At 72.8% G+C, this 25,202-nt stretch carries 24 protein-coding genes; 14 read left to right on the top strand and 10 right to left on the bottom strand.

Annotated features, from left to right (window positions below; all coding sequences use genetic code 11):
* Positions 1-14 precede the first annotated feature (14 nt).
* Complete coding sequence (locus ACH4U7_RS03230; protein WP_398526299.1) at positions 15-788, top strand: hypothetical protein; 774 nt, start codon at positions 15-17, stop codon at positions 786-788.
* On the opposite strand, the gene ACH4U7_RS03225 is transcribed toward ACH4U7_RS03230, so the two are convergent.
* Positions 753-2,687 (bottom strand): ABC transporter ATP-binding protein, encoded by a 1,935-nt coding sequence (locus ACH4U7_RS03225; protein ID WP_398526298.1) that lies wholly within the window; start codon positions 2,685-2,687, stop codon positions 753-755. The genes ACH4U7_RS03230 and ACH4U7_RS03225 overlap by 36 nt on opposite strands.
* Positions 2,688-2,871: 184 nt before the next feature.
* On the opposite strand from ACH4U7_RS03225, the gene ACH4U7_RS03220 reads away from it, so the two are divergent.
* Positions 2,872-3,930: an SGNH/GDSL hydrolase family protein gene (locus ACH4U7_RS03220; protein ID WP_398526297.1), complete on the top strand. Its 1,059-nt coding sequence runs from the start codon at positions 2,872-2,874 to the stop codon at positions 3,928-3,930.
* Here ACH4U7_RS03220 and ACH4U7_RS03215 read toward each other — a convergent pair.
* Positions 3,925-4,839, bottom strand: a complete 915-nt coding sequence (locus ACH4U7_RS03215; protein WP_398526296.1) for an SDR family oxidoreductase — start codon at positions 4,837-4,839, stop codon at positions 3,925-3,927. The two genes, ACH4U7_RS03220 and ACH4U7_RS03215, sit on opposite strands and share 6 nt — an antisense overlap.
* Positions 4,836-5,627: an SDR family oxidoreductase gene (locus ACH4U7_RS03210; RefSeq protein ID WP_398526295.1), complete on the bottom strand. Its 792-nt coding sequence runs from the start codon at positions 5,625-5,627 to the stop codon at positions 4,836-4,838. Before ACH4U7_RS03210 ends, ACH4U7_RS03215 begins: the two co-directional genes overlap by 4 nt.
* A gap of 79 nt (positions 5,628-5,706) precedes the next feature.
* Here ACH4U7_RS03210 and ACH4U7_RS03205 point away from each other — a divergent pair, with 79 nt between their 5' ends.
* From ACH4U7_RS03205 to ACH4U7_RS03190, 4 genes are read left to right on the top strand one after another with little or no spacing between them, the layout of a single operon-like run.
* Complete coding sequence (locus tag ACH4U7_RS03205) at positions 5,707-6,498, top strand: enoyl-CoA hydratase family protein (protein WP_398526294.1); 792 nt, start codon at positions 5,707-5,709, stop codon at positions 6,496-6,498.
* A gap of 17 nt (positions 6,499-6,515) precedes the next feature.
* Positions 6,516-7,364 carry a CoA transferase subunit A gene (locus ACH4U7_RS03200; protein WP_398526453.1) on the top strand — a complete coding sequence of 283 codons (849 nt, stop codon included), beginning with the start codon at positions 6,516-6,518 and terminating at the stop codon, positions 7,362-7,364.
* Positions 7,361-8,098 carry a CoA-transferase subunit beta gene (locus ACH4U7_RS03195; protein ID WP_398526293.1) on the top strand — a complete coding sequence of 246 codons (738 nt, stop codon included), beginning with the start codon at positions 7,361-7,363 and terminating at the stop codon, positions 8,096-8,098. Before ACH4U7_RS03200 ends, ACH4U7_RS03195 begins: the two co-directional genes overlap by 4 nt.
* The gene (locus ACH4U7_RS03190; protein WP_398526292.1) at positions 8,098-9,138 is read left to right on the top strand and encodes an NAD(P)H-dependent flavin oxidoreductase; all 1,041 of its coding nucleotides are present in this window, start codon (positions 8,098-8,100) and stop codon (positions 9,136-9,138) included. The genes ACH4U7_RS03195 and ACH4U7_RS03190 overlap by 1 nt, the downstream gene beginning before the upstream one ends.
* Before the next feature lie 117 nt (positions 9,139-9,255).
* On the opposite strand, the gene ACH4U7_RS03185 is transcribed toward ACH4U7_RS03190, so the two are convergent.
* The 3 genes from ACH4U7_RS03185 to ACH4U7_RS03175 are packed head-to-tail and all read right to left on the bottom strand — an operon-like array spanning position 9,256 to position 11,938.
* Positions 9,256-10,413: an acetyl-CoA C-acetyltransferase gene (locus ACH4U7_RS03185; RefSeq protein WP_398526291.1), complete on the bottom strand. Its 1,158-nt coding sequence runs from the start codon at positions 10,411-10,413 to the stop codon at positions 9,256-9,258.
* A gap of 54 nt (positions 10,414-10,467) precedes the next feature.
* The gene (locus ACH4U7_RS03180; protein WP_398526290.1) at positions 10,468-11,091 is read right to left on the bottom strand and encodes a TetR/AcrR family transcriptional regulator; all 624 of its coding nucleotides are present in this window, start codon (positions 11,089-11,091) and stop codon (positions 10,468-10,470) included.
* Between the two features lie 40 nt (positions 11,092-11,131).
* A complete protein-coding gene (locus ACH4U7_RS03175; RefSeq protein WP_398526452.1) occupies positions 11,132-11,938 on the bottom strand; it encodes an SDR family oxidoreductase in 807 nt (268 codons plus the stop codon).
* 61 nt (positions 11,939-11,999) lie between these two features.
* Between ACH4U7_RS03175 and ACH4U7_RS03170 the strand changes: the two genes are divergently transcribed.
* The 3 genes from ACH4U7_RS03170 (at position 12,000) to ACH4U7_RS03160 (ending at position 15,425) form a co-directional block, all read left to right on the top strand.
* On the top strand, positions 12,000-13,229 hold the full coding sequence (locus ACH4U7_RS03170) for an acyl-CoA dehydrogenase family protein (RefSeq protein WP_398526289.1): 1,230 nt from the start codon (positions 12,000-12,002) through the stop codon (positions 13,227-13,229).
* A gap of 43 nt (positions 13,230-13,272) precedes the next feature.
* On the top strand, positions 13,273-14,277 hold the full coding sequence (locus ACH4U7_RS03165) for an acyl-CoA dehydrogenase family protein (protein ID WP_398526288.1): 1,005 nt from the start codon (positions 13,273-13,275) through the stop codon (positions 14,275-14,277).
* A 143-nt stretch (positions 14,278-14,420) separates the two neighbouring features.
* Positions 14,421-15,425: a LacI family DNA-binding transcriptional regulator gene (locus tag ACH4U7_RS03160; protein ID WP_398526287.1), complete on the top strand. Its 1,005-nt coding sequence runs from the start codon at positions 14,421-14,423 to the stop codon at positions 15,423-15,425.
* Between the two features lie 19 nt (positions 15,426-15,444).
* On the opposite strand, the gene ACH4U7_RS03155 is transcribed toward ACH4U7_RS03160, so the two are convergent.
* The gene (locus tag ACH4U7_RS03155) at positions 15,445-16,230 is read right to left on the bottom strand and encodes a PaaX family transcriptional regulator C-terminal domain-containing protein (RefSeq protein WP_398526286.1); all 786 of its coding nucleotides are present in this window, start codon (positions 16,228-16,230) and stop codon (positions 15,445-15,447) included.
* A gap of 86 nt (positions 16,231-16,316) precedes the next feature.
* On the opposite strand from ACH4U7_RS03155, the gene ACH4U7_RS03150 reads away from it, so the two are divergent.
* The 3 genes from ACH4U7_RS03150 (at position 16,317) to ACH4U7_RS03140 (ending at position 19,609) form a co-directional block, all read left to right on the top strand.
* Complete coding sequence (locus ACH4U7_RS03150) at positions 16,317-17,963, top strand: acyl-CoA dehydrogenase family protein (RefSeq protein WP_398526285.1); 1,647 nt, start codon at positions 16,317-16,319, stop codon at positions 17,961-17,963.
* 181 nt (positions 17,964-18,144) lie between these two features.
* Entirely contained in the window at positions 18,145-18,822 is a 678-nt protein-coding gene (locus ACH4U7_RS03145) for a hypothetical protein (protein WP_398526284.1), read from the top strand.
* A gap of 31 nt (positions 18,823-18,853) precedes the next feature.
* On the top strand, positions 18,854-19,609 hold the full coding sequence (locus ACH4U7_RS03140) for a hypothetical protein (RefSeq protein WP_398526283.1): 756 nt from the start codon (positions 18,854-18,856) through the stop codon (positions 19,607-19,609).
* On the opposite strand, the gene ACH4U7_RS03135 is transcribed toward ACH4U7_RS03140, so the two are convergent.
* Both ACH4U7_RS03135 and ACH4U7_RS03130 read right to left on the bottom strand, forming a co-directional pair.
* Positions 19,587-20,876 carry a cytochrome P450 gene (locus ACH4U7_RS03135; protein ID WP_398526282.1) on the bottom strand — a complete coding sequence of 430 codons (1,290 nt, stop codon included), beginning with the start codon at positions 20,874-20,876 and terminating at the stop codon, positions 19,587-19,589. The genes ACH4U7_RS03140 and ACH4U7_RS03135 overlap by 23 nt on opposite strands.
* Positions 20,877-20,941: 65 nt before the next feature.
* Positions 20,942-21,793 carry a metallophosphoesterase gene (locus tag ACH4U7_RS03130; protein WP_014174347.1) on the bottom strand — a complete coding sequence of 284 codons (852 nt, stop codon included), beginning with the start codon at positions 21,791-21,793 and terminating at the stop codon, positions 20,942-20,944.
* A gap of 103 nt (positions 21,794-21,896) precedes the next feature.
* Between ACH4U7_RS03130 and ACH4U7_RS03125 the strand changes: the two genes are divergently transcribed.
* Positions 21,897-22,358 carry a universal stress protein gene (locus ACH4U7_RS03125; protein WP_398526281.1) on the top strand — a complete coding sequence of 154 codons (462 nt, stop codon included), beginning with the start codon at positions 21,897-21,899 and terminating at the stop codon, positions 22,356-22,358.
* Positions 22,359-22,425: 67 nt separating this feature from the next.
* On the opposite strand, the gene ACH4U7_RS03120 is transcribed toward ACH4U7_RS03125, so the two are convergent.
* On the bottom strand, positions 22,426-22,644 hold the full coding sequence (locus ACH4U7_RS03120) for a dodecin (RefSeq protein WP_398526280.1): 219 nt from the start codon (positions 22,642-22,644) through the stop codon (positions 22,426-22,428).
* Positions 22,645-22,857: 213 nt separating this feature from the next.
* Here ACH4U7_RS03120 and ACH4U7_RS03115 point away from each other — a divergent pair, with 213 nt between their 5' ends.
* A complete protein-coding gene (locus ACH4U7_RS03115; RefSeq protein ID WP_398526279.1) occupies positions 22,858-25,182 on the top strand; it encodes a toxin C-terminal domain-containing protein in 2,325 nt (774 codons plus the stop codon).
* Positions 25,183-25,202 lie beyond the last annotated feature (20 nt).

The raw sequence follows: 25,202 nt of genomic DNA, 5'->3' as shown, positions 1-25,202 counted from the left end.
CCCGATCTGGGCCCATGTCAGCGTCTCGCTTCACTGTGCCGCCGACCCGGCTGCGCACGCTGCTGCCGCTGCTGGCGGAGGCGGACGTGGGCTGGGAGGCGTATACGCGGGCCAACTCGATCCGCGACCGGAGCGTCGTGGCCGATCTGGAGCAGGCCCACTGCCGCGCGCTGTCCATCGGCTTCGAGTCGATGAACGACACCACGCTGGGCTATATGCACGAACAGGTCAAGGCGCGCGCCAACCGGGTGGCCTTCGAGTTGCTGCGGAACAGCTCGATCCACTCCTTCGTCTCGTTCATCGTCGGCTATCCCGGTGAGACCCCCGAACTCTGCGAGGACACCAGGCGGTTCCTGGTGTCGGAATACTCAGGCCAGTTCGCCCTCTACGTCTTCATGATGAACGACGAGACCATGCCGATCTGGCAGGAGGCCGACCGCTTCGGTCTCGAGGTGTTCGACCTGGACGGCGAGGCGGAGGACTGGACCCACCGCGGCATGGACAGCCGCACCGCCGCCCAACTGCAGTTGGAGACCTGCGCGAGGTGCGCTGGAAGAACGACCACGCGATCGCCAGAGTGTGGCAGCACGGCTTCGAGTCCCCGCTGCTCCCCGACCGCTCCCCCGCGCAGAACGCGGCGGTCGAAAAGCTGGTGGACCGCCTCGGGATGCTCAGCGCAGACGTCCGCGACCCGGCCGAGGCCACGCGCCGCAAGGATCGCCTCCTCTCCGGCCTCGCCGGCCAAGGGGTGGTCACGGCCCGCTGAGGTCGTACTGGCAGGCCTGTAGATGGAACAGCTCGGCGTAGATGCCACCCCGGTCCAGCAGCTCCTGGGGGGTGCCCGACTCGGCGAGCCGCCCCTCGTGGAGGACGTGGATGAGGTCGGCGTGCCGGACGGACGCCAGCCGGTGGGTGATCAGCACGACGGTCTGTCCCTCCCCCGCGAGCGCGCGGATCTGCTCGAAGACGGCCAGCTCGGCTCGGGCGTCGAGCGCCGAGGTGGGCTCGTCGACCAGCAGCACGGGCGCGGTGCGGTAGCGGGCGCGGGCGATGCCGAGCCGCTGCCACTGGCCACCGGAGAGCTGGTGGCCGCCGCGGAACTCCCGGGCCAGCAGGGTGTCCCAGCCGTGCGGCAGCCCGGCGACGATGTCGTCGGCCCCGGCGTAGGCCGCCGCGCGGTCCAGGGCCTCGGCGCGGATGGGGCTCTGCGGGCTGCCGATCGCGACGTTCGCCTTGGCGGTGAACGGCCAGCGCTTGAAGTCCTGGTTGACCATGGCGATCCGGGAGAAGAGCTGTGCGCGATCGGCCTCCGCGATATCGGTGCCGTCCCACAGGATGCGCCCCGAGTCCGGCAGATGGAGCCCGGCGAGCAGCTTGACCAGGGTGGACTTACCGGATCCGTTCTCGCCGACGAGGGCCACCACCCCCCCGCCGGGGATGGCGAGGCTGACCTTGTCCAGGGCGGGCCGGTCGCTGCCGGGGTAGCTGAAGGAGACGGAGTCGAAGCGGATCTCCTCCGGCTCCTCGGGCAGCGGCAGCCCGCCCTCGGGAATGGCGTACCGCTCGGCGTCCTCGCACAGCCGGTCGAGGTCCTGGACGAACAGCATCTCCTCGTAGAGCTGGTTGAGCTGCAGCACCAGCGTGGACAGGTTCTGCGAACCGGTGCGGATCGCGATGACCGCGGTGCCCGCGACGGACAGCTCCATGCCGCCGGAGAGCAGCAGCCCGCCGAGCGCCGAGTAGGTGGCGAGGGTCGCCGCGCCGGTGAGCGTCGCGGCGATCAGCTCGGTGCCGGCCGCGGCGTCGGCCAGCCGGGTCTGCTCCGCCTCCGCGGACTCCGACATCCGGCGGAAGTGCCGCAGCAGGAAGCCGCCGACGCCGTGCACCCGGACCTCCTGCGCCGCCTCGCGCTCGGTGAGCAGCCGGCTGAGCAGATGGCCCGCGCGGGCGTGCTCGATCATGGTGTGGAAGGAGAGATAGCGGCGGCGGGCGATGCGCAGCGAGCTCCAGCTGCGCGGCAGGGCGATGAGCACCAGCAGGGGCAGCAGCACGGGGTGCAGAACTGTCAGCACTCCGGCGGCGGCGACGACGGCGAGCAGTCCGTTGACCACCGCCACGCAGTACTTGACCATGCGCCGGGCCGAGGAGGCGCCGTATTGGGCGGAGTCCAGCAGCCGGTGGAACTCCGCGTCCTCGATGGCGGAGAGCTCCACACGGGCCGCGCACTTCAAGTACCGCTCGGTCGCGACCCGTTCGACCTTCGGCTCGAGTCGGCCGGTCCCGGCCGTCGAGGCCGAGGCCAGCAGCGCGCCGAGGACCGCCACCACGCCGACCACGATCAGCGACGGCAGTGCGCTGTGCAGCCGGTCAGCGGTCGCCCCGTCGGACAGCAGGGCCGCCAGCGCGTCGTTCACCGCGACCAGGCTGAACGCCTGGCCGATCCCCTGGCCGATCTCCGCCGCCGCGACCGTTTGCAGCGCCCTGCGGTCGGCGGCCCAGGCGAGCCGTACAGTGGAGCCCACCAGGCGCGGGAGCCTGCGCGCCATCGCCCATAACGACAGATGCAGATAGGCGTCGTCGTAGCGGCTGAATCCCATGTCGTACCGGAGCCGTCCGCCGAAGAGCAGTTGCTCGGACTCCGATGTCTCGTCAGTGGCCTGTCGCTTGCGTCGCCGCGGCCACGGCATCGCACCACCCCCTCCGCGTAGGCACCGCGTCAGTCTGTCGTAGCGGAGGGTCCGTCCGCGATGCATTTCCGGTCGGCCTCGGCCGCGCTCCGTGGCACGATGTGCGAGGTGTGGGGCATGGTGCGCCCGCGGTGGGGCGGGGTGCGCGCCCTTCCCCGAGCCGGAAAGCGGAGGAGAGTGCGGCGTGCGTCTGGCCCACGACGACCCACGGCTGCGTTACCGGGGGGCGGTATCGCTGCAACGGGGCCCCGGCTGGACCGCGCCCTGGCGGCTGCCGCATCCGGAGGCGGCGCTGTATCTGCCCGAGGGCGGGCTGGGGCGGGCGGCGATGCCGTCGGGGGTGCGGGTGGGCCTGCGTACCGACAGCACCGGGCTGACCTGCCGCTATCAGGCGGATCCCGCACCGAAGCTCAATGGCCCGCCGGAGGTGGCGCGGCTGGATGTGCTCTGCGAGGGGCGGCACTCGGCCACCGTTGAGCTCCAGACGCACGGCGGGGACGCGGAGTTCCGGGTCGACGGCCTGCCGGGGCGGATGGCCGCGGTCGAGCTGTGGCTGCCCTTCTACCATCAGTTCCGGCTGTGCGAGGTGACGCTGGACGCGGACGCGGCGGTCGAGCGTGACGGCGGCGAGGGGCGGCCGCGCTGGGTGCACTACGGCAGCTCCATCTCGCAGGGGCGCGGCGCGGCCTCCCCGAGCCGGACGTGGGCCGCCCTGGTGGCCCGGCGCGCCGGCTGGGAGCTGACCTCGCTGGCGCTGGGCGCGGCCTGCCAGCTTCAGCCGATGGCCGCGCGGCTGATGCGGGACCTGCCGGCCGATGTACTCACCGTCTGCGTCGGGATCAACATCCAGGCGCTGGGCAGCCACAACCGCGACTCGCTGGCCTCGGCGCTGGTCGGCTTCGTACAGACGGTGCGCGAGGGGCATCCCACGACCCCGTTCGCCGTGATGTCGAGCATCGTCGCGCCCGAGCGGGAGGAGGTACCGGGGCCCTCCGGTATGTCGATGCGCGAGTGCCGGGCGCACATACGGCGCGCGGTCGAGCTGCTGCGTACGCACGGGGATGCGAATCTGCACTACATCCACGGCCCGAAGGTGTTCGGGCCCAGCTGTACGCGGCTGCTGCTGGAACCCGAGGGCCTGGACCGGCTGCACCCCGCGCCCGCGGGCCACCCCGTCTTCGCCGCCCGCTTCCTGGCGGCTCTGCGCCACGCGGGATGTACGCCGGACGCGGCGGGCTCATGACGCCCCGTACACCGGCCTCGGCGGCTCGGCGGCGGCGAGCAGCTTCCGGGCGGCGTCGCCCGCCTCGGCCGGGGTCCAGCGGGTGCCCTTGTCGGCGGTCGGGCCCGGCCGCCAGCCCTCCATGACGGTGATACGCCCGGCCTCGGCCTCGAAGACCCGGCCGGTGACGCCCGCGCTGTCGGCGGAGGCGAGCCAGACGACGAGCGGTGAGACGTTCTCGGGGGCCATCGCGTCGAAGGCGTCGGCCTGGTCCGGGGCGGCCATGGTCTCGGCGAAGGTCTGCTCGGTCATCCGGGTGCGGGCGGCCGGGGCGATGGCGTTGACCTGGACGCCGTAGCGGCCCAGTTCGGCGGCGGCCACGAGGGTGAGCCCGACGATCCCGGCCTTGGCGGCGGAATAGTTGCCCTGGCCGACGCTGCCCAGCAGCCCCGCACCCGAGCTGGTGTTGACCACGCGGGCGGCCGGGGCGCGGCCCGCCTTCGCCTCGGCGCGCCAGTGGGCGGCGGCGTGCCGCAGCGGCAGGAAGTGGCCCTTGAGGTGGACGCGCAGCACCGCGTCCCAGTCGTCCTCGTCCAGGTTGATCAGCATGCGGTCGCGCAGAAAGCCCGCGTTGTTGACGAGGGCGTCGAGCCGGCCGTAGGTGTCGAGGGCGGTGGCGACCAGGGAGGCCGCGCCGTCGGTGGTGGCGATGTCGCCGCCGTGCGCGACCGCTTCGCCGCCCAGCGCCCGGATCTCGTCGGCGACGTCCTGAGCCGGGCTCCCCGGGCCCGCCGCGCCGTCCAGGGCCACGCCGAGGTCGTTGACGACGATCTTGGCCCCCTCGGCGGCGAGGGCCAGTGCGTGTGCGCGGCCCAGGCCGCGGCCCGCTCCGGTGACGACGGCGACGCGTCCGGCGCACAGTCCGGTCATCTTGGGTCCTCCTGCTCGTTGACGTTGGCGGCGGCGAGGAACGCCGGGCGCTCACCGCCGCCGTGGACGCACAGGGCGGCGCCGCTGATGTACGCGGCGAGGTCGGAGGCGAGAAAGACGCAGGCGTCGCCCGCCTCGTCCGGTTCGCCCAGCCTCCCGAGGGGGATGGTGCGGCCGACGGCGGCGAGCCCGGCCTCATCGCCGTAGTGCAGATGGGACAGTTCGGTGCGGACCATGCCGAGTACGACGGTGTTGACCCGGACCGCGGGGGCCCACTCGACGGCCAGGGAGTGGGCGAGGTTGGCGAGGCCCGCCTTGGCGGCTCCGTAGGCGGCGGTGCCGGGCGACGGGCGGGTCCCGCTGACGCTGCCGATCATCACGATGGAGCCGCCGCGCTCCTGATGCCGCATCACCTCGTAGGCGGCGAGGGAGACGGTCAGGGGGGCAATGAGGTTCAGCTCGACGACGCGGGCCGCGTGGCGCGGCCCGGAGTCGGCGAGCAGTCCGAACCGGCTGCCTCCGGCGTTGTTGACCAGGAGGTCGAGCCGGCCGTACGAGCCGCGCAGCCCTTCGAAGAAGGCGCCGACGGCGTCCGCGTCGCGCACGTCCAGCGGCAGGAAGCGGGCCGTGCGGCCCGCCGCCTCGACGGGCCGGTCCCCTGGCCGACGGGCGCAGACCACGACCTCGGCGCCCGCGGTGAGCAGCGACCGCGCGATCCCCGCCCCCACGCCCCGCGTCCCTCCGGTGACGACCGCGACGCGCCCGGACAGGTCGATGGTGACGGCCACGTGACACCTCCCGCTGCGCCCCGAGCGCTGCTACCTTCTCGCCTAACAAATGTTTGGTGGAAAGGTAGCGGATCTGCTCATGGGTGTCTCCACCTCCGCCCCACACGCGGGCGTCGCCGTCGTCACCGTGGACTTCCCACCGGTCAACGCCCTTCCCGTGCAGGGCTGGTACGAGCTCGCGTCGGCCGTGCGCGGCGCGGGCAGAGACCCGGATGTGCGCTGTGTCGTCCTCGCCGCCGCCGGGCGGGGCTTCAACGCGGGCGTGGACATCAAGGAGATGCAGCGCACCGAGGGGCACCAGGCCCTGATCGGCGCCAACCACGGCTGCTACGAGGCGTTCGCCGCCGTCTACGACTGCCAGGTCCCGGTCGTCGCCGCGGTGCACGGCTTCTGCCTCGGCGGCGGCATCGGCCTGGTCGGCAACGCCGACGCGATCGTGGCGAGCGACGACGCGACGTTCGGGCTGCCGGAGCTGGACCGGGGCGCCCTGGGCGCGGCCACCCATCTGGCCCGGCTGGTGCCGCAGCACCTGATGCGCGCCCTGTACTACACCTCGCGCACCGTGACCGCCGACGAGCTGCACCGGCACGGCTCGGTGTGGCGGGTCGTACCGCGCGCGGAGCTGTCGGACGCGGCGCTGGAGCTGGCCCGCGAGATCGCCGCCAAGGACGGGGCGCTGCTGCGGCTGGCCAAGGCCGCGATCAACGGCATCGACCCGGTCGATGTGCGCCGCAGCTACCGCTTCGAACAGGGCTTCACCTTCGAGGCCAACCTGAGCGGCATCGCCGACCGGCACCGCGAGGCGTTCATGTCCGGCTCCTCCTCTGGTCTTTCTGCCGGCCTTTCTGCCGAGGCGGGTGAGCGGCGTTGAGGCCCGGCAACAAGCTGATGAGCCCGGAGGAGGCCGTCGGCCGGATCGAGAGCGGTATGACGGTCGGCATCGGCGGCTGGGGATCGCGGCGCAAGCCCATGGCGCTGGTGCGGGCGCTGCTGCGCTCGCCGGTCACCGATCTGACTGTGGTCTCGTACGGGGGACCGGACGTCGGGCTGCTGGCCGCCGCCGGGAAGATCCGCAAGCTGGTCGCCGCCTTCGCCACGCTCGACTCGATCCCGCTCGAACCGCACTTCAGGGCGGCGCGCGAGCGCGGGGACCTCGAACTGGTGGAGCTGGACGAGGCGATGTTCATGTGGGGGCTGACCGCCGCCGTCCACCGGCTGCCGTTCATGCCGGTGCGGGCGGGGCTCGGCTCGGACGTGATGACCGTCAACCCGGGGCTGCGGACGGTCACCTCGCCGTACGAGGACGGGGAGGAGCTGGTGGCGGTGCCCGCGCTGCGGCTGGACGCCGCGCTGGTGCACCTCAACCGGGCCGACGCATACGGCAACGGCCAGTATCTGGGCCCGGACCCGTACTTCGACGACCTGTTCTGCGACGCGGCCGAAACAGCGTATGTCTCCTGCGAACGCGTCGTGGGCAGCGCGGAGTTCGCGGACGCGGGCGGTCCGCAGACGCTGCTGGTCAAGCGCCACGCGGTGACCGGCGTGATCGAGACCCCGAACGGCGCCCATTTCACCTCCTGCGCCCCCGACTACGGGCGCGACGAGGCGTTCCAGCGCGCGTACGCGAAGGCCGCCGCCGACCCGGGCGCGTGGCGGGAGTTCACCGAGCGCTTCCTGTCCGGCGACGAGGACGCGTACCAGACGGCGGTGGCGGCATTCGTCAAGGAGGGCGCATGAGTACGGTCACTCGGGCCGAATACTGCGTGGTGGCCTGCGCGGAGGCCTGGCGCGGCGACGGCGAGGTCCTGGCCGCCCCCATGGGCACCGTGCCACGCATCGGCGCCCAGCTGGCCCGGCTCACCTTCGCGCCCGACCTGCTGCTCACGGACGGCGAGGCCATGCTGCTGGGCACCGAGCCGGGGGTGGTGGAGGGCTGGCTGCCCTACCGCCAGCATCTGTCACTGGTGAGCGGCGGCAAGCGGCACGTGATGATGGGCGCCAGCCAGCTCGACCGGCACGGCAACCAGAACATCAGCTGCATCGGCGACTGGAAGCGGCCCCGTCGGCAGCTGCTGGGGGTGCGCGGCGCGCCCGTCAACACGCTGAACAACCCGACGAGTTACTGGGTGCCCCGGCACTCCCGGCGTGTCTTCGTCGAACGCGTCGACATGGTCTGCGGCGTCGGCTACGACCGGGCGGCCGCCGCGGGGCCGTCCGCCACCCGCTACCACCGCATCCCATGCGTCGTGACCGACCTGGCCGTACTCGACTTCGGCACGCCCGACCGCACCATGCGCGTGCGCTCCCTGCACCCGGGCGTGACCGCCCAGCAGGTGCGGGAGGCGACCGGCTTCGCGCTCGGCATCGCGGACGACGTCCCGTACACCCGCGAGCCCACGGGCGCGGAACTGCGGCTGATCCGGGAGGTCATCGACCCGGAGGGGCTGCGCGAGCGGGAGGTGCCCGCCTGATGGACACCCCGCTGACCAAGCTCGTCGGCGTGCGCCATCCGATCGTCCAGACCGGCATGGGGTGGGTGGCCGGGCCCCGGCTGGTGTCCGCCACCGCCAACGCCGGCGCGCTCGGCATCCTCGCCTCCGCCACCATGGCCCCGCACCAGCTGCGCTCGGCCGTACGGGAGGTCAGCTCGCGCACCGACGCGCCCTTCGGCGTGAACCTGCGGGCGGACGCGGGGGACGCCGAGGACCGGGTGCGGATCATCATCGAGGAGGGGGTGCGAGTCGCGTCCTTCGCGCTCGCCCCCACGCGGGAGCTGATCGCCCGGCTGAAGGACGCGGGCGTGGTCGTCATCCCGTCCGTCGGTGCGCGGCGACACGCCGAGAAGGTCGCCGCCTGGGGCGCGGACGCGATCGTGGTGCAGGGCGGCGAGGGCGGCGGCCACACCGGGAGCGTCGGCACCGCCGTGCTGCTGCCCCAGGTCGTGGACGCGGTCGACATCCCCGTCGTGGCGGCGGGCGGCTTCTTCGACGGACGCGGTCTGGTGGCCGCGCTCGCGTACGGAGCGGCAGGGATCGCGATGGGCACCCGCTTTCTGCTGACCTCCGACAGCACGGTCCCGGACGCGGTCAAGGCCCGCTACCTTGCGGCGTCGGTCACGGACGTCACCGTCACCACGGCGGTCGACGGGCTCCCCCACCGGATGCTCCGCAGCGAGCTGGTCGCCTCCCTGGAACGCTCCGGGCGCGCCGCGGCGCTGGCGCGAGCGCTGCGCCACGCCGCGGCCTTCCGGCGGCTGTCCGGGCTGAGCTGGGCGCGGATGGTGCGCGACGGGCTCGCGCTGAAGCACGGCAAGGAGCTGACCTGGAGTCAGGTGCTGCTGGCTGCCAACACGCCGATGCTGCTGAAGGCGTCGATGGTGGACGGCCGTACGGACAGCGGGGTGATGGCCTCCGGGCAGGTCGCCGGGGTGATCGACGACCTGCCGTCGTGCGCGGAGCTGGTGGAGCGGGTGATGGCGGAGGCGGCGGAGGTCCTGGGCCGGCTTACGTGACGGCGGCCGCGGGTCCCCACTCTCCACGGCCCCCTCGCACCGCTCGGCCCCAGGGGGCCTCACGGGCTTCGGGCGCCTGCGGCGGACTCCGTCCGTCGACCGTAGGGTTGCTCCCACTCACAACCGCTCGATGATCGTCACATTCGCCTGGCCCCCGCCCTCGCACATCGTCTGCAGGCCGTATCGCCCGCCCGTGCGCTCCAGTTCATGCAGCAGGGTGGTCATCAGCTTGGTGCCCGTGGCGCCGAGGGGGTGGCCGAGTGCGATGGCGCCGCCGTTGACGTTGGCCTTCTCCGGGTCCGCGCCGGACTCCCGCAGCCAGGCCAGCACCACGGGCGCGAAGGCCTCGTTGATCTCCACCAGGTCGATGTCGTCGATGGTCATGCCGGTCTTCTTCAGCGCGTGCGCCGTCGCCGGGATCGGCGCGGACAGCATGCGGATCGGGTCCTCGCCGCGCACCGAGAGGTGGTGCACGCGGGCGCGCGGCGTCAGGCCGTGTTCGCGCACCGCGCGTTCGGAGGCGATCAGCATCGCCGCCGCCCCGTCGGAGACCTGGGAGGACAGGGCGGCGGTGATCCGGCCACCCTCCATGACCGGTTTGAGGCCGGCCATCTTCTCCAGGCTGGTGTCCCGGCGCGGCCCCTCGTCGGCGGTGACCTCCCCGTACGGCACGAGTTCGCGGTCGAAGCGGCCCTCGTCCATGGCGCGTATCGCCCGCTGGTGCGAGCGCAGCGCGAACTCCTCCATCGCCTCGCGGGTGATGCCCCACTTCTCGGCGATCAGCTCGGCGCCGTAGAACTGGTTGACCGGCCGGTCGCCGTAGCGCGCCCGCCAGCCCTCGGAGCCCGCGTAGGGGCCCTCGGTCAGCCCGAGCGGGACGGTCGCCTGGCGGCTGGCGAAGGCGATGGGCACCATCGACATGTTCTGCACACCGCCCGCGACCACCAGGTCCTGGGTGCCGGAGAGGACCGCCTGGGCCGCGAAGTGGATCGCCTGTTGGGAGGAGCCGCACTGCCGGTCGACGGTCACGCCCGGGACCTCCTCGGGCAGCCCGGCGGCCAGCCAGCAGGTGCGCGCGATGTCCCCGGCCTGTGGGCCGACGGTGTCCAGGCAGCCGAGGACCACGTCCTCGACGGCGGCCGGGTCGGCGCCGGAGCGCTCCATCAGGGCGCGCAGGACGTGCGCGCCGAGGTCGGCCGGGTGGACGGACGCCAGTCCGCCGTTCCGCTTGCCGACCGGGGTCCGTACCGCTTCGACGATGTATGCCTCGGCCATGATCGCTCCTTCAGCCCGGTGTAAAGCCGTGTTGACCGGTGCAAAGCCCGGTGGTCAGGCCCGCGGGGTGATGCCGTCCAGGACCATCGACAGGTACTGGCGGGCGATCTCCTCGGGGCTGTGCTGTCCGCCCGGCCGGTACCACGAGGCGGCGACCCAGACGGTGTCGCGCAGAAAGCGGTACGCCAGCCGGATGTCGAGGTCGGCGCGGAAGACCCCCTCGGCCACCCCGCGCTCGAGCGTGCCCAGCCATGCGTCCTCGAACTTCCGCTGCGAGACGGTGAGATAGCCGAAGCGGGGCTGGGCGGAGAGGTGCTTGGACTCCTTCTGGTAGATGGCGACCGCCGCCCGGTGCCGGTCGATCTCCCGGAAGGACTCGGTGACGAGCGCCTCAATGGTCTCCCTGGGGCCGAGCCCGGCGCCGAGCACGGCCTCGTAGCCGGCCCAGAGCTCGTCGAGGAAGGTGGAGAGGATCTCGTCGACCATCGCCTCCTTGGAGTCGAAGTGGTAGTAAAGGCTGCCCGCGAGCATCCCCGCCTCGTCGGCGATGCGGCGCACGGTGGTCGCGTTGTACCCGTGCGCGGCGAACACCTCCGCCGCCGTCGAGAGCAGTTCGCGGCGTCGCTGGGGGGACGGGGTCACGGTGGTCTTCTTGCTGTTGTCGCTGGTCTTCGGCACATGACCATTGTCCCCGCCCCGCCTCTCCGGCCCTTCCGCCTCATGCGTGCTGACTGCTGACGGACACCGTCTCGCCCGTCATGTACGAGGAGTAGCCGCTGGCCAGGAAGACGATGACGTTGGCCACCTCCCACGGTTCGGCGTACCGGCCGAACGCCTCCTTCTCGGTGAGTTCGGCGAGCAGTTCGGGGGTGGTCACCTTCACCAGGTGCGGATGCATGGCCAGGCTCGGCGCGACCGCGTTGACGCGTACGCCGTAGGCGGCGGCCTCGACGGCGGCGCAGCGGGTGAGGGCCATCACGCCGGCCTTGGCCGCGGCGTAGTGGGCCTGGCCGGCCTGGGCGCGCCAGCCGACGACGGAGGCGTTGTTGACGATGACGCCGCCGCGGCCGTCGGCCTTCATCCGGCGCAGCGCGGCGCGGGTGCAGCGGAAGGTGCCGCCCAGCGTGACGTCGATGACCTTCTGCCACTGCTCGTCGGTCATCTCGGTCAGCTCGGCGGTGCCGCCGAGCCCGGCGTTGTTGACGACGGCGTCGAGGCGGCCGTGGGCCTCCTCGGCGAGGTCGAGGAGCGAGGCCACCTGGTCCTCTTCGGTCACATCGCAGGCCGTCCCGGCGACCCGGTCCGCCCCGAACTCCCCGGCGAGCGCCGTGACGGTCTCCTTCAGCCGGCGGGCGTGGGCGTCGCCGATGACGACGCGGGCGCCCTCCTCGAGGAATTTGCGGGCGGTGGCGCCGCCGATGCCGGTGCCCGCCGCGGCCGTGATGACGGCCGTGCGGCCGGTGAGAAGGCCGTGGCCGGGGACGTAGGGCGCTCGGTCGGCCTTGCTGTCCGCCTTGTTGTCCATCACGGCGCCACGGTAACCTACCAAACACTTGTTAGGGAACGGGGAGGGGGCGGGAGCTCCGGTGGATCTGGACCTGACCGAGCGACAGCAGGCGTTCCGGGACGAGGCGCGGCGGTGGCTCGCGGCCCATGTGCCCGCCGAGCCCCTGCCCTCCCTGGAGACCGCCGAGGGCTTCGCCGCCCACCGCGTCTGGGAGCGGACGCTCGCCTCGGACCGCTGGTCGGCGGTGAGCTGGCCCGAGGAGTACGGCGGACGGGGCGCGTCGCTCGTCGAGTGGCTGCTGTTCGAGGAGGAGTACTACGCGGCGGGGGCGCCCGGCCGGGTCAGCCAGAACGGGATCAGCCTGCTGGCCCCCACGCTCTTCGAGCACGGCACGGCCGAGCAGCGGGCCCGGGTGCTGCCGCCGCTGGCCCGCGGCGAGGTCATCTGGGCGCAGGCCTGGTCCGAGCCCGAATCCGGTTCGGACCTCGCGTCCCTGCGCTCCACCGCCGAACGCACCGACGGCGGCTGGCTGTTGAACGGCCTGAAGACATGGTCGTCCCGGGCCGCCTTCGCCGACCGCGCCTTCGGCCTGTTCCGCAGCGACCGGGGGGCGTCGGCTCCCCACCGCGGACTCACGTATCTGATGTTCCCGCTGCGCGCGCCGGGCGTGACCGTGCGCCCCATCGGCCGGCTCGACGGCAAGCCCGCCTTCGCCGAGCTCTTCCTCGACCAGGTCTTCGTGCCCGACGAGGATGTGATCGGCGAGCCGGGCGAGGGCTGGCGGATGGCGATGAGCACGGCGGGGAACGAGCGCGGGCTGACCCTGCGCAGCCCGGGGCGCTTCACCGCGGCCGCGCGCCGCCTGGCGGCGCTGTGGCGCGAACGAGCGGCCGACGCAGACCCCGGCACCACCCCCGAAACCGACTCCGGCCCCGACGCCGACCCCGCGGCCGACGTCTCGTCCGCGCTGCGCGACCGGGTGGCCGACGCGGTGATCCGCGCCCGCGCGTATGAGCTCTTCGCCTACGCGGGCGCCTCCCGGCTGGCCGCCGGTGGCTCTCTGGGCGCCGAGTCGAGCCTCAACAAGATCTTCTGGTCCGAGCTGGACATCGCCCTCCACGAGACGGCCCTTGACCTGCTCGGGCCCCACGGCGAACTCGCCGACTCCGCCCCCGACGCGCCCGCGCGTGGCGCCTGGGCGGACGGCTACACCTTCGCCCTGGCGGGCCCGGTCTACGCGGGCACCAACGAGATCCAGCGCGACATCATCGCCGAGCGGCTGCTCGGACTGCCGAAGGGCCGTGGATGAGGCCGGGTCCCCCGCCGGGACGAGCGATGAAGGGGCGGTACGGATGAGATTCCTGCTGGACCAGGAGCAGAAGGATTTCGGCCACACCCTGGACCGTATGCTCTCCGCCGCCGGGACCCCGGCGGCGGTACGGGCCTGGACACGGGGCGAGCGCGAGCCGGGGCGGGCGGTGTGGGGGCGGCTGGGCGAGGCCGGGGTGTTCGCGCTGGCCGTTCCTTCAGGCTACGAAGGCGCGGGGCCGCTGCCGGTGGAGCTCGCGGTGGCGTACGTCGAGGCAGGCCGGCACGGGGTGCCGGGGCCGCTGGCCGAGACGGCCGCCGCGGCGGTCCTCCTCGCGACGCTCGCCGAGCACGGCGACACGGCAGCGGCGGCGGCGAAGGAGTGGCTGCCGCGCATCGCGGCGGGGCAGGCGATGGTCACGCTCGCGGCGCCCGCGGGCGGTCCGTACGCGCTGGACGCGGACGCCGCCGACGCGGTGTTCGCCGCCGAGGGCGAGCGGCTCCGGGCGGCGCCGGGGCACGGGCCGGTGCAGCCCTCGCTGGATCCGGCCAGGCGGCTGGCCCGGCCGCTCGGCGGCGGCGAGACGCTGGCGAGCGGCCCGGCCGTCGTGGCGGCGGCCGCGCGCGCCGCGGACTGGGCCGCGTTCGCGACGGCCGCCCAAGCACTCGGCACCGGGCTCGCGCTGCTGGAGCGGACCGTGGCATACGCCAAGCAGCGCACCCAGTTCGGCCGCCCGATCGGCTCGTTCCAGGCGGTCAAGCACCAACTCGCGGACGTCCTCGTCGCCCTGGAGTTCGCCCGGCCGCTGCTGTACGGGGCCGCGCTGGCGCTTGCGGACGGCACCGGCCGGGCCGGCGCGGAAGTCGCCGCCGCCAAGGTCGCCGCGGGCGAGGCGGCGTACGCGGCGGCCAGGACCGCGCTGCAGTTGCACGGCGCGATCGGCTACACGGACGAATACGACCTGTCCTTGTGGATCCGCAAGGCCCGTGCGCTGCGCGCCGCTTGGGGCTCCCCCTCCGTCTGCCGCGCCCGCGTCCTCGCGCCCTGAGCCGACGCCGCCAGGAGCCGTCAGCCGATGACAGTTTGCCCGAAGGGTGCCGTCCGCTACACCGGGTGATCCATGCTGTGACGACCGACCGGCACGGACCAGCGGCTCGGCGGAGAGCGACGGAGAACAGAGGTATCGCGCACATGCACCGGACCCGGCCGACATTGGAGAGTGTGGCGCTGCACGCGGGCGTCTCGCGCGCCACGGTGTCCCGCGTCGTCAACGGCTCCACCAGGGTCGGCGAGGACGCCCGCGAGGCGGTGCAGCGGGCCATCCGGGAGCTGGGCTACGTGCCCAACCAGGCGGCCCGAAGCCTGGTCACCCAGCGCACCGACTCCTTCGCGCTCGTCCTGCCCGAGGAGCCGGGCCGGGTGTTCTCCGACGACCAGTTCTTCCCCGGCGTGGTGCGCGGAGTGAGCCAGCGGCTGGAGGAGGCCGACAAGCAGCTGGTGCTGATGATGGCCCGCTCCCCCGCCAGCCGGGACCGCATCGAGCGCTTCGCCCTGGCGCGCCATGTCGACGGGGTCATGGTCGCCTCCGTACACGGCGCCGACCCGCTGCCCGCCTCCCTCGCCCGTATGGGCATCCCGGTGGTCTCCAACGAACGGCTGCTCGGCCCGGTGTCCCTGCCGTACGTCGGCGTGGACAACGTCGGGGGCGCGACCGCCGCTGTGCGCCATCTGGTGCGCTCGGGGCGCACCAGGATCGCCACCGTCGCGGGCCCACAGGACATGGTCGCCGGGATCGACCGGCTGGCCGGCTACCGGGCGGCGCTGGACGAGGCGCGGCTGTCCGCGACCGTCGCCGTCGGTGACTTCACCCAGGAGTCGGGCGTGGCCGCGACGCGTGAGCTGCTGCGCGAAGAGCCGGGTCTCGACGCGGTGTTCGCGGCCTCCGACCTGATGGCGGTGGGGGTGCTGCGGGCGCTGCGACAGGCCGGCCGCCGGGTGCCGCACGACGTCGCCGTGGTCGGCTTCGACGATATCGAGACCACCCGCTACACCGATCCTCCGCTGACCACGGTCCGCCAACCCATCGCTCACATCGGCCAACGGCTCGCCCATCAACTGCTGCGCCTCGCCTCCGGCGAGCAGATCGAGCCGTCGCTGGTCCTGCCGACCGAACTGGTCCTGCGGGAGTCGGCCTGAAACACCCCGGTTCCCGGGGTCAGTCCCCCGCGTACTGGGGCAGCAGGGCCCGGAGCTCGCGCTCGAAGGCGTCGTAGCGGCGGCGCAGATCGGCGCCCGGCCAGTCGGATGGCAGCAGCCCGGCGGGCAGGACCGGGTCGGCGAGGAGGTGGCGGAGCACGGCGGCCGCCACGGTGAACCGCTCGGCCGGTCCGTCGGCCCGCTCCAGGGCAGCCGACAGCAGCCGGGCCCGGGCGGCCCAGCCGTCCAGGTCCCACAGCCGGGCCGCGAGCCGGACCGGGTCGCCCTCGGGCGCGCCGGTGAGCCACGCGCACTGCTCGGCGGCGACGGCCGGGCGCGGCCGTACCAGGTTGGCGGGGCGCAGCCAGGTGCCTTCGCGCAGCTCGGCCAGGCGCAGGGCGGCCATGGCCTGGCGCAGCGCGGCCCGCGAGGGCGCGGCACGGCGGTCGGAGGTGACGACCGCGATCTCCCAGCCGCCGTCCCAACGCCGGGTACGGGGGGCGCGGCTGTCGTCCTGCCGCGCCTGGCGGGCCAGGAGGCGGTCGGTGAGCCGGTAGGCGCCGCCGCGCTGCTCGAGGTCACCGGCCGCGACCATACGGGTGAGCGCGACCCGGACGGTGCCCTCCGCGGCGCCGAACAGCGCCCCGACGCGGACCAGGGCGCGGGCGGTCAGCTGGGGCGGATGGTGGCCGAGCAGGGTGCTGAGCACGATCGAGCGGGCCGTCAGCGGGCGCAGCGCGAGCGCCCCGGCGGCGGCGCTTCCGTCGGCGGCGTGGGGTTCAGCGGGATCGCGGGTGTCGTCCATAGGTGCCCGAACCCTATCCATTACAGTTCTTCGTCAAGCATGATGGAAGTGTAAGAGAGCAGGGCCCCCGCACACGAGGAGACGCCATGGGTGCCACGCATGAAGTCCTCAACCAGGCCCCGCCGCTGATCGACTTCAGCACGGCCGACGACCCGGCCCTGCTGGAGGCCCTGCGGCGGGACGGAGGGGGCTGGGGCGAGCAGGAGGTGCGGGAGCTGGGCGCGCTGGCCGGGTCCGCCGAGGTCCAGGACTGGGCGCGGATGGCCGAGGAGCACCCTCCGGTGCTGCACACCCACGACCGGTACGGCCACCGCGTCGACGAGGTCGAGTACCACCCGGCCTACCACCAGCTGATGGCCGCCGCCGTGGCCGGCGGGCAGCACGCCGCCGCCTGGACCGAGACCCGGCCGGGAGCGCATCTGGTGCGCGCGGCCAAGTTCTACTGCTTCGCGCAGGCCGAGCCGGGCCACGGCTGCCCCATCTCCATGACGTACGCCGCGGTCCCGGCGCTGCGCGCCGAGCCGGAGCTCGCGGCCGCCTACGAGCCGCTGCTGGCCGCCCGCGTCTACGACTTCGGGCTGCGCCCGCCGCTGGGCAAGCGGGGGCTGATCGCCGGTATGTCGATGACGGAGAAGCAGGGCGGCTCGGACGTACGTGCCAACACCACGCGGGCGCTCACGCAGGCGGACGGCAGCTACCTGCTGACCGGTCACAAGTGGTTCACCTCCGCGCCGATGAGCGACGTCTTCCTCACCCTCGCCCAGGCCGACGAGGGCCTGACCTGCTTCCTGGTGCCGCGCGTGCTGCCCGACGGGACGCTCAACGCCATGCGGCTGCAACGACTCAAGAACAAGCTCGGCAACCGCTCGAACGCCTCCTCCGAGATCGAGTACGACGCCGCGGTGGCCTGGCGGGTCGGGGAGCCGGGCCGGGGGGTGCGCACGATCGTCGAGATGGTGAATGTGACCCGGCTGGACTGTGTGATCGGCTCGGCGGCGGGCATGCGGGCCGGGCTGCGGCAGGCCCTGCACCACACCGGGCACCGGCGGGCGTTCGGCGCGGAGCTGATCGACCAGCCGCTGATGCGCAATGTGCTCGCCGATCTGGCCGTCGAGTCGGAGGCCGCCACGACGCTCGCGATGCGGCTGGCGACGGCTCTGGACCGGGCCCAGACCGGGGACGAGTCGGAGGCGGCGCTGCGCCGGCTGGGGCTGGCGGTGAGCAAGTACTGGGTGTGCAAGCGCGGCGCCACACACGCGGCCGAAGCTCTGGAGTGCCTGGGCGGCAACGGCTATGTCGAGGACTCCGGCATGCCGCGCCTGTACCGGGAGGCGCCGCTGCTGTCGATCTGGGAGGGCTCGGGCAATGTGGCGGCCCTCGACGTACTGCGCGCGCTCGGCCGCGAGTCGGGGGCGCTGGACGCCTTCCTGGCCGAGGTGGACACCGCCGCCGGGGCGGACGCGCGGCTGGATGCGGCCGTCGCCCGCCTCCGCGATCTGCTGCCGCAGCTCGCCGATCCACAGCGGGCGCAACTGCTCGCCCGCCGCCTCGCCGAGCAGATGACGCTGGTCCTGCAGGGCAGTCTGCTGGTGCGGTACAGCCACCCCGCGGTGGCGGACGCCTTCTGCGCCTCGCGGCTCGACGGCGACTGGGGCCACGCCTTCGGCACCCTGCCGCCCGGCGTGGACACCGGCCCGATCCTGGACCGGGCACGGCTCAAGGACGCGCGGTGACTGTCTTTTAAAGCCGCTGATTCACGCTTTCAAGGCCGCTGTTCGAGGCTGTGGCTCTGCCGGGCGCTCAGCCCGGCAGAGCCACAGCCCGGACGGGTAGATTCCGCACAAAATCACCTATTCGAGGGAATCCACGCGGGCATACGGCTGTAACGGGTCCGATCAGCCGAAGATCTCGGTCGTGAACCGATGGCAACGCACGTTGCGTTCAGGGATTCTCGCCACGGCCCTGGTACTCGCCTCGGCGGGGGCGGGCCCCGTGGCCGAGGCGGACCGGGCCGGGGCTGACGGGCCCGACCACTCGGCACATGGCCCGCACGGGGGCATCCACCTCCACATCGAGGTGCGCATTCCGGGTCTCGACGTGATCTGGCCGGGGTGGTGTCCGACGCCGACGCCCACCCCCACAAAGACCCCGACCCCGACGCCTACGCCGACGGACACCCCCACGCCGACCCCCACCCCCACGCAGACGCCGACGCCCACCCCCACCCCCACGCAGACGACCGCGCCCACGCCGACGCACCGCCCCACCCACACCGCGGCGCCCACCCCTCCCGCGAAGCCCTCCTCGGCCGCGCCGCCCCCCGCACGCCCCACCGCGCCCCCGGCGCCGTCCCGGTCCGCCGCCAAGAAGCCGCCCAGGACGCAGCTGCCGAGCTCACCGACGCCGACCGGCCCGCCCCGTACCACGGAGTTGCGCGCGTACCACGCCCCCGCCCCCCAAAAGTCGGGCGGCGGCGTCTCGTTGGTCACCTTCACCCTGCTGATCACCGCGCCCGCGGTGCTCGCGGCCGCCGCCCTGCGCCCCCGTTCGCGCTCGCGCTCCGCCGCGCGCGGCCGCGGGTCGCGCGGCTGACGCCGACGCCGAGACCTGACGGAGGTTGCCCATGCCCGAATGGCTGATTCTGATTCTCGTGACGGCGGGGGTCTGTGCGCTCGTCGTGGCCGTCACGCTGCTCAACCAGCGGCGGGTCCCCGAGGACGACGACCCCTCGGAGACCCCCGATGTCATCGAGTACATGACCATGATGATCGGCGTGGTGTACGCCATCGTGCTGGGCCTGGCCATCGCCGGCGTCTGGGAGGCCCGCGGCACCGCTCAGGACGGCGTGCGCACGGAGGCGCAGGCGCTGCACGAGGTGAGCGAGCGCGCGGCCGGCTACCCCGCGCCGGTACGCGACCGCATCCGCGCGGACGCCCGGGCGTATGCGGACCATCTGGTGTCCAAGGAGTGGCAGGTGATGATCGACAAGGGCGAGCTCACCGACCGCGGCGCCACGCTGCTGGCCGAGTTGCGGCGCGATGTCACCGACTACACACCGCGCACCGAGCGGGAGTGGCATATCTACCAGCCGCTGGTGGACCAGGTCGCCGCGGTGGACGCCGCCCGCCAGGCACGGGCACAGAACGCCGGGCCGACGATGCCCAGAGTGGTCTGGCTCGGGCTGGTCGTCGGCGCGGCGCTGGTGGTCGGACTGCTGTTCACGCTGCAGATCCGCCGCACACCGCGCGAGCTGGTGATGTCCGCGATGTTCTGCGCGCTGATGGTCTTTCTGCTCTTCCTGGTCTGGGACTTCGACGCGCCCTTCGGCCGGTCGGTCGGGGACTCGGCCGACCCGTTCAGCGATCTGTTTCCCAGCTGACCGGCAGGTGTTTGAGGCCGTTCTGGAAGTTGGACGTGAGCCGCACCGGCTCGCCTGCCCGGCGCAGCCCGGGCAGGCGGGTCAGCGCGCAGCGCAGCATCGCCCGCATCTGGAGCCTGGCGAGGTGCGCGCCCAGGCAGAAGTGCGGGCCATGGCCGAAGCTGACGTGGTCGTTGGGGCTGCGGGTGATGTCGAAGCGGTCGGGGTCGGTGAAGACCGTCTCGTCGCGGTTGGCGGAGGCGTGGTAGACGACGACCTTGTCGCCGCGCCGGATGCGCTGCCCGCCCAGCTCCACCTCGCGGGTCGCGGTGCGGCGGAAGTCGATGACGGGCGGCCAGAAACGCAGCATCTCCTCCACGGCGGAGTCGGTCAGCTCCGGGCGGGCCAGCAGGAGTTCATGGCTCTCGGGGTGGTCCAGCAGGGTCAGCAGCCCGCCGGGGACGCCGTTGCGCAAGGTCTCGTTCCCGGCCACCGCGAAGAGGAAGAACATGTTCTCGAACTCCTCGCGGCTCAGACCGCCCTCCCGTAGGTGGGCCATCACGGTGCCGGGCCTGGGCCGTTCGGCCAGCGCGTGGGCGTAGGCGAACATATCGGCCAGGGCCTCGCGGGAGCGCGGATTCATCGGCCGACCGTCCGGGCGGGTCAGCGACCCCGGCCGGTGGACGAGGGCCGTGCGTCCCATCGGGCTGAGCCCCGCGGCCTCGGCGGTGCTCGAGGCGGCGTATTCGGCGTCCTGGTAGCCGATGACCCGGCTCGCCCAGTCGAACAGCAGCCCCCGGTCGCTCTCGGGGACGCCCATGACATGGGCCAGCGTCCACACCGGCAGATCCGCCGCGAGCTCCACGAAGTCGGCCTCGCCCCGCGGTGCCACGCCCTCGACGAGCGCCCGCGCGCGTGCCTCGATGACCGTCCGGAGCTCGCGCACCGCGCGCGGGGTGAAGGCCGCCGCGACGACCCGCCGCGTCCGGGAGTGGTCCGGCGGGTCCTGATTGAGCATCATCGCCCGGACGAACTCCAGATCGCCGGGCGTGTCCGGGTCGCGGATCTGGGTGGCACCCAGATGGGAGGAGAAGACCTCCGGGGTGCGCAACACATGTTTGACATCGGCGTGCCGGAAGACAGCCCAGAAGCCGGGGCCCGCGGGCCACGCCCCGACCGCGGGTTCCTCGATCCAGCAGACGGGGCGGGTGGCGCGCGCCTCGGCGAAGAGCGCGTACGGGACACCGGCGGCGTAGGTCTCGGGCAGGAACACCACGTCAGGGTTCACAGCCGTGACCGTACGGCGCCACCCGCCGGTGCCGTCAAGACGGGCGCGTACGGGATGCCGGCGGGTCAGGACACCGGCACCGGCAGCACCCGGCGCAGCGGGTCCTCCGGCAGCAGCCCGTGGCGCTTCCACTCCCTCGGATAGCCGACCGACACCTCCTGGAAGCGCACCCCGTCCTCCACGGTGGTCCTGGGGATGTGCAGATGTCCGTAGACCACCGTCTCGGCGCGGAACCGCACATGCCAGTCGGCGCTGAGCTCGGTGCCGCACCACAGGGCGAAGTCGGGGTAGCGCAGCACCCGGGTGGGCAGCCGGGTCAGCGGCCAGTGGTTGATGAGCACCGTCCGCAGCTCGGGGTCGCATGCCTCGAGCCGCGCCTCGGTCTCCTTGACACGGGCCCGGCACCACGCGTCGAGGGTGGCGTACGGCTCCGGGTGGAGGAAGTGCTCGTCGGTGCACACGACCCCCGCCTCGTGCGCATGGGCCAGGGCCGCTTCCTTGGTCTCCAGGCCCTCGAGTCGGAACGAGTAGTCGTAGAGCAGGAAGAGCGGGGCGATGGTCAGCGGCCCGCCGATGCCCTCCCACACCGGGTAGGGGTCCTCGGGGGTGACGATCCCCTTCGCCCGGCACATGTCCACCAGCGCCTGGTAGCGCCGTACGCCACGGGACTTCTCCGGGTCCTTGGGGTGGCTCCACAGCTCATGGTTGCCGGGCGACCAGATGACCTTGGCGAAGCGCTCGCTCAGCAGGCCCAGCGCCCACTCGATATCGGCGAACAGCTCGCCGACGTCCCCGGCGACGATCAGCCAGTCGTCGTCCGAGCCCGGCCGCAGCCGTTCCACGATCTCCCGGTTCTCCTGGTAGGCCACGTGCAGATCACTGATGGCGAGGAGCTCGCCACGGTGCGTTCCGCCCATCGATTCTCCTGTCGTACGCTGCCGGTCATGGTGGGTCGCGGCGCGGGCGCCGCGGTCCGGGCCGGTTGATCACCTACCCTTTCCTGGCGCTAGCCTCGCAGATGTGGTGGACAAACTCCCCGCGTCCTTCGAACGCGGAACGGACGGCCCGAAAGTCATCGTGGTCGGAGTGGACGGCTCCGATTCTTCCTGGCGCGCTGCGTCGTACGCGGCCGGCCTGGCCCGGCGGCAGCGCGCGCTGCTCGCCGTGGTCTACGTACAGCCGGTGCTGGCCGCGGGGGCGGCGCTGGGGGCCTCGGTGGCCCAGACCACCGAGCAGGTCGCCGAGGAGCTGATCCAGGAGATCCGTCAGGCGGCGGAGCAGCTGCGCGGGGTCTTCGAGGTGCGCTGGGAGTTCCACACCTTCCGCGGCGATCCGTACAACGGCCTGGTGCAGGCGGCCGACGAGCTCAAGGCCGACGCCGTGGTGGTGGGCGCGTCGGAGCAGGCGGGGCACCGCTTCGTCGGCTCGGTCGCGGTCCGGCTGGTCAAGGCCGGGCGCTGGCCGGTGACCGTGGTGCCCTGACCGGGGCGGCCGGGCGGCCGGTCGCACGTCAGTACGAGGCAGTACGGGCGACCTTGCCCGCCGGGCGTCAGGAGTCTGTGTCCTCGATCCGGAAGCCGATCTTCAGCCCTACCTGGTAGTGCGCGATCCGCCCTTGTTCCATGTGTCCGCGAATCTCGGTGACTTCGAACCAATCAAGCTCACGCAGGGTCTTCGACGCCCGGTCGATACCGCTCGCAATCGCGGCGTCGACGCCGTCCCCCGATGACCCGACGACCTCGACAACGCGGTATGTGTGGTTGGACATGGTCCTTCCCCTCACCGTGGAGCTGCCCCTCCCACCGTGCATCACGCCGCCCCTGTCCGCGACTCGATGATGCGCGGGGCCACCGGTCGCGTCCCTGGCCATCAGGCCCTGTTGCTGCGAACATGGGCTCTCTGACCTGCAGTTGGGGCAGGGAGTCCCGCGGGTGACGCGATCACCTCGCGGCGGCGGCATCGACAGCACACGGGGGATGTCATGACGGAGCCGGCACGCCCGGACGGCCAGTGGCCACCTAAGAGCCCGCCGCCACAGGGCGGCGCGTACGGTCCGCCTCCACCGCAGGGCGGCGGGTTCGGCCCTCCCCCGGACGCCTTCGGGCCTCCGCCGGAGCCCCCGTACGCGCCCCCGCAGGGCACCCCGTACCCACCCCCGCAGCACTCCCCCTACGGACCGCCGCCGGGCTCACCGTACTGGCCCCCGCCGCCCCCACCGCCGGCGCCGGGGCCGCACGGCGGAGCACGGCGGCTGCTGCCCTCGGGGCGGCGCGGGCGGTTCTTGCTGTTCGGCGGGGTCGGTGCACTGATCTTGGCGCTGGTGGCCGGGCTGCTGCTCTGGAACGACACCTCGGGATCGGAGGAGCCGCAGGCGAAGCGGAAGAGCCTGCCGAAGCTGAACCTGGCGCCGTTCCGGCAGGCGGTCGACAATCTTCTGCTCGCCCCCGGCCTGCGCTACGAGGAATCCTCGCCAGCCGACACCACGAAGCGGGACATCACCGTCACCGCCTCCGGCAGCCGCTTCGGCACCATGGGCCACGGCCAGAAGTCGCTCGACCGCGAAATCTTGAACGTGGGCGGCAAGACCTTCACCCGCTGGCGGGTGGACCCCGCACCCGACAAGGACGCCAAGCCCGGCAAGGAGGCTCCCGGCACATGGGACGCCGGGTACGGGAGCGGCGCCGACTCGGCGAAGGAAGTGGTCGAACACCGGCCGTCCCCGGCCGCGCTGGCGACTGAGCTCTCCCGGGCCCTGGACGCCTTGGCGGGCACCCCGGCCCCGAGCGAGTCGGCTCGGTCGCCCCGCACGGTGCACGGCACACCGGCCCTCGCGGTGGACACATCCGCCGGCCGGCTGCTCATCACCGAGAAGAAGCCGCACCGAGTGCTGCGCCTGGAGCCCTACGCCCCGTCCCGGCTGACGGAACCCACGCCGAGCGGGGCCGCCGGCAGGGTGAGCCTGACCACGGCCAAGGATTCCCCGGAGGTGACGGACGGCCCTCTCGAGGGCAGTGATTCCCAGGGCATGGACCTGGCCCCGGTCACCGGGGACGCCGTCGACCCGATGCTCGACACCCTGGAGAAGCGGACCAAGGAACTCAACAACGCCACCGACAGCGGCATCTCCCTCACGCTCAGCGGCTCGGGGTCGGTCAAGTGCGGCTCCGGGGGCTGCACCGCCGGCCAGAGCTTCACCGGACAGATCACCACCAGCGCGAAGAGCCGCCTGGTGGACGGCAAGGTCACCGCCGTCATGAGCGCCACCTTCACCATCGACGGCAGGTCCGCCGGCGGGTGCACGAGTCAGCAGGGCACCTTCGCCGTCACCGGCACCAGCGTCTCGGGCAATCTGTCCTGCTCCAACCCGGGCGCCGGCCCGACCTTCGCCTCGATCGAGGCGCAGAAGAAGGCGGAGGCCCGGGCCCGCTCCCGGGCGAACGGCGGCCGACCGGTCCAGTACCGCATCCCGTACACCTCCAACACCCTGATCACCGCCCGCGCGCTGGCGACGGTCGAGGTGAAGCGGCTCGTGGACCGGGTGAAGCAGGAGCGGAACAGCGCGAACTGCGCCAGGCCGCACAGCTTCCCCACCGGCACCCGGGTGCTCCTCGCCGACGGCACCCGCCGCCCCATCGAGGACATCCGCCCCGGCGACCGGGTGACGGCCACCGACCCCGTACGCGGAATCACCGCGGCACGGCCGGTGACCCAGGTCTTCACGACCGACGGTGACAAGGACTTCACCCGGATCACCGTCGCCACGGACCGAGGGTCCGCCACCCTCACGGCGACCGACAACCACCCGTTCTGGCTGGCCGACGCACGGCAGTGGAAAAAGGCCGGCGACCTCCGCCCCGGCAATATGCTCCGGAGCGCCAAGGGCACGCCCCTTCGGGTCACCGCGGTCCTGGACCAGCGGGTCCGACAGCGCACATACGACCTCTCGGTCGGCGGAATACACACCTACTATGTGCTGACGAAGACCGCTGCGGTCCTGGTCCACAACAACGGCAACTGCAATCCGATCACACGTCAGCAATCGGACGACATCGCCAAGTACCTGGGCTACAGAAACACCGGCAAAAAATCCGCCGGCGGATCCCCGATCTGGGAGCACAAGAAGCCGGGGCGGACTCTGCCGCGCTACATCACCTGGGACCGGACCGGGCACAAGGGAGGAATTTTCAAGGGCGCCAACTTCAAGAATCCCTTCCAGTCCACCAAGGACTCGGCCCGGGACGGCACCTACGATTTGGATGTCGGACCCAATGGAGAGATACGAGGCCTCAGGTGGATCGCGAAGTAGTCACCGAGCTGGCCGTCGGC

The sequence above is a fragment of the Streptomyces sp. NPDC020845 genome (genome assembly GCF_044334165.1).
In the GTDB taxonomy this organism is placed as follows: Bacteria; Actinomycetota; Actinomycetes; order Streptomycetales; family Streptomycetaceae; genus Streptomyces.
Note: the sequence above shows the minus strand (reverse complement) of the source record. Positions and strands in the feature narration are given on the sequence as shown.